Source organism: Azospirillum aestuarii (genome assembly GCF_016632405.1).
In the GTDB taxonomy this organism is placed as follows: Bacteria; Pseudomonadota; Alphaproteobacteria; order Azospirillales; family Azospirillaceae; genus Azospirillum; species Azospirillum aestuarii.
In genome coordinates, this window is the sequence record NZ_JAEPIV010000068.1 from 1 (window position 1) to 7,952 (window position 7,952).

Genomic DNA, 7,952 nt, shown 5'->3' on the forward strand with positions numbered 1-7,952 from the left:
TAGTCGCGCAGCAGCACCGGCCCGGCGGCCTCCTGCAGGCGCCGCCAGTGGGCGCGGGCGTCCTGGTAGCCGTAGTAGCTTTCCTTGAAGGCGGCCTGCGCCTCGGTGACGTAGGCGAAGTGCTGGAAGACGACGCCGGCCTCCTCCATCTCGTCCTGGGTGAAGGGGTCGATCCGGGCGAGGTCCCGGCCCGCCGCGTCGGCCAGCACCGGCGGCTCGTGGGCGGCCCAGGCCATGCCCGGCTCGAAGCGCCAGGTGCGCAGCCATTCCTGCTGCGGGTTCTGGGCGTAGTTGTGGCGTGTGCCGATGATCCGCTCCGGCCCGACGAAGTAGTCGCACCAGTAGTAGGCGGCGGTGCGCTTGGGGTTGGCCTGGAACAGGGCGTGGACGGTGCGGATCTGCTCCGCCGTCCACAGCTCGTCGGCGTCGATCTGCCAGAGCAGGCCGGGCTGCCGGATGTGGGGCAGGGGCGCGTTGACCATCTCGCGTTTGCCGTCCCAGAACTCGCCCGGCGGCTTGCGGTGGATGGTCACGCGCTCGGGGAAGCGCGCCGCCAACTCGTCCAGATAGGCCGAGGTGCCGTCGTTGCTGCGCCCTTGGTCGTGCACGCTGTCCAGCACCTTGCCGCCCGACGCCACGCTCCAGGCCGTGTCATGCTTGAGCGCCGCCACCCCCTCCACGACGTGCCAGTGCCAGTCGAAGGGAAGCTCCGCCAACACCCGCTCATGGTAGCGGATGAACGGCTCCCCGTTCAGAACGATCGTGAAGAAGTGGATCGGCAAAGCCGCCCCCTCCACCACCGAACGGCGCCGGAAAGCTGTCCATGGTGTGGTGTCGGACGGGTCTTCCCCGATGACTTCCCAGTCCGGCATCTCCAGAAGGCGCCGACGCACCAGCCAGGCGCCCATGCTTTCCATGGAATCGGACAGAAGAATGACGCTGGCCTCGCCGGCTCGGGCAAGCGCGCCAAGGCCGGCGAGGCCGGCATTCTCGATCAGGAGAAGGCCGAAGCCCTGGTGCTTCCGGCTCGCCTCGGGTCCGCTCCTCTCCGGAACCGCCGCGTCGCTTTCCGCGGCCTGCCGCCGGGCATCCTGTTCAAGCTGGGACAGAAGAATGTTCAAAGGGGGCAGGCCGGCATCATGACGGAAGCGCAACCAGGCTTCCGTTACGTCATGCGCGCTCGGCAGGGGCAGGCCGTCATTGAACAGGGCCGGGCGCAACGGGTTCCGCGCCAGCCCGAGCCGCAAGGCATCCAGGCCCGGTCCGGTGCCGACCGCCAGGACGCGGGTAACGGGTTCGCTGCCGGCCAGTCGCTCGACGAAGGTGGAAAAACTGGAAGCGGTGAGCGGCGCGGACATGGGGAGAGCCTGCGGAGAAATGGCGCTGGGATGGTTCGGGCCGACCGTCAGGGAGAGCCGGAGGAGGGCTGATCCTTTGCCTGCCCGAAGCGGCGAATGCAAGCGCCCGTTGCCTGGGCGGCGAAACGGACCGGCCAGCCGGCGTCCGCCCGTGCGCCGTCGATGGACAGCCGGACCGCCCGCCCGGTCTTGCCGCCGATCAGGGCATAGGCGGCGGCCCGTCCGACCTCCAGGGCGTGCCAGGCGAAAGCCTCCCGGCGCAAGGCCGGCGGGCTGGCGGGATCATCCATGACGCGGCGGGAGAGCCGCAGATGTTCGTCAAGCCATGGGACGGTATGCCGCATGCCGCCGACGATGGTCAGCGATCCGGCGTGCTGGCGGTAGACGTAAACCGGCTCGGCAACCGGCACGGTGTTCATGCCTGCCACCCAGGCGCGCAGCAGAAAGTCGCGGTCCCCGGCATACCGATAGGACGGATCGTAGACGCCGACCCGGTCGTACAAGCTGCGCCGGAAGAAACGCGCGTTGATCATCGGAACCCCGCGGCACAGATCGACCGGACGCAAACGCTTCATGGCCGGATCGTCGTAGCGGCAGGCCATCCGGTTCTCCCCGCCGGCGCCGGTGGTGACGACCAGGGCCCCGCCGCAGGCCGCGTCCGCGCCGGGCGTGCCGGCCAGGGCGCGGACGGCGGCGGCAAGCGCCCCGGGAAGCAGCAGGTCGTCGCTGTTGAGGTGCCCGATGACCGGTCCGCGGGCCACCGACAGCCCGCGGTTGATGGCGTCGTAGACGCCGCCGTCGGGACCGCTCAGGACCCGCAGGTGAGGGTAGCGGGCCAGCACCTCCAGTGTGCCGTCCGTAGAGCCACCGTCGGCCACGATGTGCTCGACCTCCGCCCCCTCCTGAGCCATCACGCTTTCGACCGCTTCGGCGATGAAGGCGGCCCGGTTGAGGCAAGGCGTGATGATGGAGATGGCAGGGGTGGTCATCGCGCGCCGGGCTTGACGGGCATGGAGCAACGGGTGGGCATCACGGCATTGCGGACCGAACGGTGGGCAGAGCGTCTGTGTAGAACGTTCGCTGCGAACATGCCACCCGGGAATGCGCCCGGCTCTTCGCCTTCGGCGGACGGAGCCAACCAGCCTTGGGATCTGCCGGGGTCAGTCGGCCTCACCGGGGGAGCGGTCGCCTGGCACTTCGACGGCGGCGAGCCGGGCGGCAAGGGCATCGCGCTCGGCGGTGACGGCTTCCAGGGTGGCGAGTGCCGCCGCGTGGATCTCCGTCAGGATGTCGTGCAGCGGGAAACCGGACGCACCCGCGGCGGCGACCGGTTCCGCCGCTCCGACGAACTCGCCGACGAAGGCGCCGGCATCCGTGGCCGTGACGTAGCGGAATTGCACATGCGCGCCGGCGAGGCGGCCGTCACGGTCCCAGCGCACCATGAACTCATAAGGAATCTGTCTGGTCTGCATGATGGTTTTTCCTTTTCGATGGTAGGTTCCGGTGCTCGGACGGAGAACCGGGTGCCGAGCGTCAGGAGACGCCGGTTCCGTCCGGCCAGCACCAGTGGCTGCCGTCGGCGATGGCGAGCCGCCGTCCATTCGCGCCGTCCGACACGCAGATCAGCCCGCGGGCGGTCGGGACCGGCAGGGTGGCGACGGTGAAGCTGGGCAGGGCGGGAATGGCCGAGAAGTCGATCCGGGCGCCGGCGCCGGCGCCGAGGCGCGGATCGCCGCCGAAGGACCCTTCCATCCGAATCCCCCGGTTGGCCCCTGGCACGGCGGTGACGCACAGGCTTTCGCCGCCCTGGGGGCCGCCGAGGAACCAGGAGCCGGTGTGATCCATGCTAGCCCCGATGGACAGGGTGGCGTCGCCGTTGTTCGGGCGGACCAGGAAATCCATCCGGCCACGGGTCAGGTTGGCGCCGTCGATGACATGGCCCCGGATGGCCGCGAAGCGCCATGATCCAGAGGCCGCGGCAAACACGACAGAGCCGCCGCTGCCCCACACCGCCCCGGTGTCGGACGCCACCAGCCCCGCATGGTTCGCGGTGCTGAAGGCGTTGCCGGCGGCCGGCCCGTTCAGGGTCATAGGACCGGTGATGGTGGGGGATGTGGCGGGAGCCTTGCCGTTCAGCGCGTCCTGCAAATTCGCCACATCGGCGATGGCATGCCCATGGCTCTGGGGTGCCAGCCCGGCGCGGATGCTGCCGACCGTCGTCCGGAGGGTTGCGGAGCCGTCGTCGATCGGCAGGGTTTCGGTTCCGTTCAGCGCCCCCGCGGCGGGCAACTCATGGATGGCGAGGTCGGGCATGGTGTCATCTCCAGACGAGAAAGCGGCGGTCGCGGGTGACGAGCGCGCAGCGGGCGCGGGTCGCCAGCCAGTCCGGTTTCCGCAAGGCGCCGTTGAGGAGCCGGCTGATGCGGGCCGGCATCACTGCATCTCCGACAGGTGGAGCGTGCCGTCGCCGGCGGCGCGGGTCGCTGCGATGGTCTCGCCGGGCAGGACGCTGAAATATTCCGGCGCATAGGCCGGCAGGTAATGGTCCGCCGGGGTCGCCGTGACGCCGGGTGGGCCAAAGGCCAGGAAGCAATGCGTGGTGGCGACCACGCGCACCACCCGGGCCTTGGCGCTGAAGGGAAGCGACGCATGCGACCCGGCATCGATGGGGACGGCTTGCGGGCTGTTCGGATGCAGCGCCTGGATGCGCTCGCCGAAGTCGTCGGTGGGGAGGATGGGCATGGGGCCGGCTCCTGTCGCGGGAGAGGGGAACGGAAAGCAGAAAGCAGAAACGGAAAAACCCCGCGCGGCGCGGGGCCGGGCAGGGTTCTGGACGTTTATGTTTTGTTCTTATCAAGCGCCGTGCCCGCCGTCAAGCGCCGACGCCATGTTTGGAATCTTCGAGCGTGGATGGTCAGGGCGGCCGGGGCAGGAAAACCTTCATCCGCCGACCGTATGAATCGTCATCGCGATCAGGCCCACGGAAAGGGATCGGGTATCGCCGTTGCCGGGAATCAGGTCGGCCGGCCTGCATGCCGGGTGTCCGGACAACGCGATGATGAGGATGCCGTCCTTCGAGATCGATTCCGGGGGCACCGGGAGGCGAAGGGTCCGGCTGGCGGGAGTCTCGAAAACCATCTGGTCGGCCATCCGCCCGTCGAAGAGGATATCAAGCACCACGCGCGGGTTTCCGGAAACCACGAACGCGGTGGCTTCGAGTTCCAACTCGAATCCCATACCGGCCGGGCCGGGGTCCGGCAGAGGCAGCGCCATCAGGATCGGGTCGCTGGTCATCCATGCCCGGTCCGGTTCGGCGGCCAGATAGCCGCACAGGACGTAATCCAGCCCCTTCCCGTTGCGGTTCATCGGTTGGCGTTCACCGGGCACAAGGACAGGCAGGACACCGTGCCGCCCCGTAGGCGTCAGGACCGCTTCCTCCGCCGATTTCGCCAGAGCGGTACCGGCTTCCGGCGATCCGCTCCGGAAGGACGGTGCCAGAGTGCGCGGCAGCGACCGCCGCACCGCGTCCTCCAGCGCGTGAAAGAAGGGATCGTCGGCGAGGTCGAACCAGTTCAGGGCGATGGCCCGGTCCCGCCAGTAGCTTGCCTCGGCGAACCGTTCCCCGAAGGGCGGCAGCAGCGGAGAAGTGACGCAGAAGGCGAAGGATTCCGCATAGAGGTGGAGTTGCGCCCGTTCCACTGCCTCAGCGGACAGGGCGAACTCGTCTGGCGGTGCGACAAGCAGGGCATGATAGGCTTCTTCGCTGTCCGCGACCCGGCAGAACCCATGGTCGGAATAAAGGCTGTGCCCGGCCAGCACGACCGGCACTCCAAGGCTGGCGTATTCGATGCCGGGGGTGCCGCGGACCGTGGTCGCCACATCGCAGACGAGCGGCCACACATCGTCTTCGATCCCGCCGAAGCGGATGTGCGGCACGTCCGCGTACCGTTCCGCAAGTTTCCGGTAACAGCCGGTGGAATCGTACAATTCGTCACGAGGGTGCGGCTTGACCAGCCAGCTCCGTTCCGGATGCTCCGCCGCGAAGGCAAGCGTGTCCGACAGCCATTGGCCGTAATCGGCGTGGCTTTGCCGGTCGGCCCGTGGCGTGTCCGTCATGGCGTGGCACAGGATGGCGACGACCGGGCGCTCGGGCGGCAGGCCCAAACGGGTGCGCAACGCGCGGGCGATCCTGTCGCGGGTGTCCGCGGCCAGGGCATGCTCCCTCTGCCGCAGCACGTTCCAGGTCCGGTGGAACCGGCCGCTGCGGCGCCGGCGGTGGAAGGCCACGACCGCATCGCGGGCGTCGCGGTTGCGCGGCCAGATCGCGCTTTCGAACAGCGCCGCCGTGTCCTGGCGAGCCAACCGGCTCAGTCCGCCATCGTCCGGCGGAGGGCCGGACAGCAGGCGGGCGCCCATCGGGCCGTGCACCGAGAACCAGCAGAGCCGCGCGCCGGACTCCAAAGCCCGCCAGCCGATGATTCCCCATGGGTTGTAATCGGCATGGCCGGTGACGAACCATGCGGGTGGGCGGGTGGCGAACAGCCCGCGAATCCAGTCGTCCACCGCCAGGCAGCCGGACGTCACCGTGAGGAACGGCGCCGACAGAGTGTCCAGCGTCGGCTGCAATTCGCTGCGCAGGAAGGTTTCATAGGCGTAGGCGCCGATCGGAAGGCCGTCACGCCGCACCTGGGGAAGCAGGGAGCGCAGACGGGCGCCGCGCAATCCGCCGACGCCTTCCAGTCCGGCCTCCGCAGCGGCTTCGCAGAGATGCTGAAGAAAGGAAGCCAGATCATCCCCGGATTCCGGGGCCGCTTCAACCAGGGATATATCGAAGGCCGCCGCGGCCCGGCGGGCGCGGTCGGGATCGACCGAGGCGCAGGAGCGGGGAACCGCACCCGGCGCCCCCACCAGCGCGACCAGCCGCCCTCCGGTGATTCGCGCCAGATATCCGGCGGTCGTCAAAGACCGCAGAACATAGTCCGCGTTGTCGTGCATCAGGTCGACGTAGATCCAGCCCCGGTCCGTTCCGGTTTCCGGCTCCCGGTCCATGCGCAGCGAATGCCAGAAGGCGAGGGAGGTCGCCTCCCAGGATTGGAAATCGGCTTCACAGGCCGGGGGCACCCACATGTCTGGTCCTCGTTCAAGCACTCACGGTAAGCATTCACGGCGACACTCAACGAATCATTCCACCGGTGAACGCGAAATGTCTGCCAGCATCGCAAGATGCATGCAATAAAACCGCTTCAAGAGAGGGGATATTTTCCAGTATCTCTGCTGCGAAAGCAAGCTCCAGACCTGAGCCCTTTCTGCCGCGCCGGTGACCGCCATCCCGCATGAGGCCCGCATGAGGTGAAGACAGCCCGGAGGCCAGGACGGATCACGGGCCGGTTGCGATCCGGGAAGACGGGTTTGGGCAAGTCAAACCGCCGGCTTTCCGGTATAAGATCGTGGCAGGCGTTGCCCGGATATGAGGACTGAAGAATGTGGGATCGGCTGGATGCAGGACAATTGGTTTTCCAAGCCGACCCGGTGGCGGCACGCGATCTGTTCAGACGTTGCGTCACCATGATCGAGATCGAGATATTCTCTTACTGCAATCGGCGTTGCTGGTTCTGTCCAAATTCTCAAATAGATCGCATGTCAGGAAATTCTTTTATGTCTGGTCTTATGTACTCATCGATAATTTCACAGCTTTCAGAAATAAATTATGATGGTATGATTACATACAGCCGCTACAATGAGCCGCTATCTGATCGGATTATTCTCGAGAGATTGCTAGAGGCTCGAATAAATCTGCCAAGGGCGCGGCTTCACACGAACACCAATGGAGATTATCTGGATCACGATTATCTATTGGAGCTTTACGGCGCGGGAATACAAAGCATCAATGTCCAGCTCTACTTGAAGAACGACGAGCGGTACGATCACGAGGCCATTCGCCGGCGCGCTAGCCAAACCTTGGAGCGACTCGGTCTCCCGGCAGTCCTGACACGGGACGAGGAGGGCGTCTGGCTCGAATATTCCCTTACCTACAAGGACATGCAGATCCGCGTCTACGGTCGCAATTTCGCGGTCAACGGCACGAATCGCGCTGGGCAGATCGATATCCTGTCGGACTATGTGCGGACCGCTCCGTGCCTGATGCCTTTCTGGTCGGTGTATGTGGATCACAATGGTAAGATGGTGCCTTGCTGCAATTTCCGTTCGGACGTGCCTGCCCACCACGATTACATCACCGGTGACCTCTCGGTTCTGCCCGATATCTTTCTGAATTATGCCAATGACAGGGCCTCGACGTTCCGCCTGTCGCTGTTGAACGACAAGGAGAAGGAAGGGCTTTGCCGGAATTGCTGTTTCGCCGTTCCCGACGTGGATGAGGGGCGCATCGCACACATGCACCGGTTGCGGTTCGCCGCGGGAGAGCGGAAAGCCTGACCTTTCAGGCTTTCCGCCCGGCACCGTCATGCTGTGACGGATGCCGTGGGCCGTCCGATGGAGGAGTAGGTGAAGCCGGCGGCGGCCATCTCCTCGGGATTGTAGACGTTGCGCAGGTCGACCATGACCGGACTCTTCAGCAGGCTCCTGACCCGCTTC

The 7,952-nt window shown here is 66.5% G+C and carries 7 protein-coding genes; 1 reads left to right on the forward strand and 6 read right to left on the reverse strand.

Going from position 1 to position 7,952, the window contains the following annotated elements; genetic code table 11:
• The 6 genes from JJL56_RS32345 to JJL56_RS32370 form a co-directional block, all read right to left on the reverse strand.
• Positions 1 to 1,358 (reverse strand): hypothetical protein (locus JJL56_RS32345; protein WP_200487869.1); only part of this gene is annotated, 1,358 nt, incomplete at its 3' end.
• A gap of 47 nt (positions 1,359 to 1,405) precedes the next feature.
• Entirely contained in the window at positions 1,406 to 2,347 is a 942-nt protein-coding gene (locus JJL56_RS32350; protein WP_200487870.1) for a glycosyltransferase family 2 protein, read from the reverse strand.
• 171 nt (positions 2,348 to 2,518) lie between these two features.
• Positions 2,519 to 2,830 (reverse strand): hypothetical protein, encoded by a 312-nt coding sequence (locus tag JJL56_RS32355; RefSeq protein ID WP_200487871.1) that lies wholly within the window; start codon positions 2,828 to 2,830, stop codon positions 2,519 to 2,521.
• A gap of 61 nt (positions 2,831 to 2,891) precedes the next feature.
• Entirely contained in the window at positions 2,892 to 3,671 is a 780-nt protein-coding gene (locus JJL56_RS32360) for a hypothetical protein (RefSeq protein ID WP_200487872.1), read from the reverse strand.
• A 120-nt stretch (positions 3,672 to 3,791) separates the two neighbouring features.
• Positions 3,792 to 4,100: a hypothetical protein gene (locus JJL56_RS32365; protein WP_200487873.1), complete on the reverse strand. Its 309-nt coding sequence runs from the start codon at positions 4,098 to 4,100 to the stop codon at positions 3,792 to 3,794.
• A 198-nt stretch (positions 4,101 to 4,298) separates the two neighbouring features.
• Positions 4,299 to 6,485 carry a hypothetical protein gene (locus tag JJL56_RS32370; protein ID WP_200487874.1) on the reverse strand — a complete coding sequence of 729 codons (2,187 nt, stop codon included), beginning with the start codon at positions 6,483 to 6,485 and terminating at the stop codon, positions 4,299 to 4,301.
• A gap of 354 nt (positions 6,486 to 6,839) precedes the next feature.
• Here JJL56_RS32370 and JJL56_RS32375 point away from each other — a divergent pair, with 354 nt between their 5' ends.
• On the forward strand, positions 6,840 to 7,793 hold the full coding sequence (locus JJL56_RS32375) for a radical SAM/SPASM domain-containing protein (RefSeq protein WP_200487875.1): 954 nt from the start codon (positions 6,840 to 6,842) through the stop codon (positions 7,791 to 7,793).
• Positions 7,794 to 7,952 lie beyond the last annotated feature (159 nt).

Coding starts and splice junctions, on each gene's coding strand:
- JJL56_RS32350 (WP_200487870.1), bottom strand. CDS start 2,347: ATGACCACCCCTGCCATCTCCATCATCACGCCTTGCCTCAACCGGGCC.
- JJL56_RS32355 (WP_200487871.1), bottom strand. CDS start 2,830: ATGCAGACCAGACAGATTCCTTATGAGTTCATGGTGCGCTGGGACCGT.
- JJL56_RS32360 (WP_200487872.1), bottom strand. CDS start 3,671: ATGCCCGACCTCGCCATCCATGAGTTGCCCGCCGCGGGGGCGCTGAAC.
- JJL56_RS32365 (WP_200487873.1), bottom strand. CDS start 4,100: ATGCCCATCCTCCCCACCGACGACTTCGGCGAGCGCATCCAGGCGCTG.
- JJL56_RS32370 (WP_200487874.1), bottom strand. CDS start 6,485: ATGTGGGTGCCCCCGGCCTGTGAAGCCGATTTCCAATCCTGGGAGGCG.
- JJL56_RS32375 (WP_200487875.1), top strand. CDS start 6,840: ATGTGGGATCGGCTGGATGCAGGACAATTGGTTTTCCAAGCCGACCCG.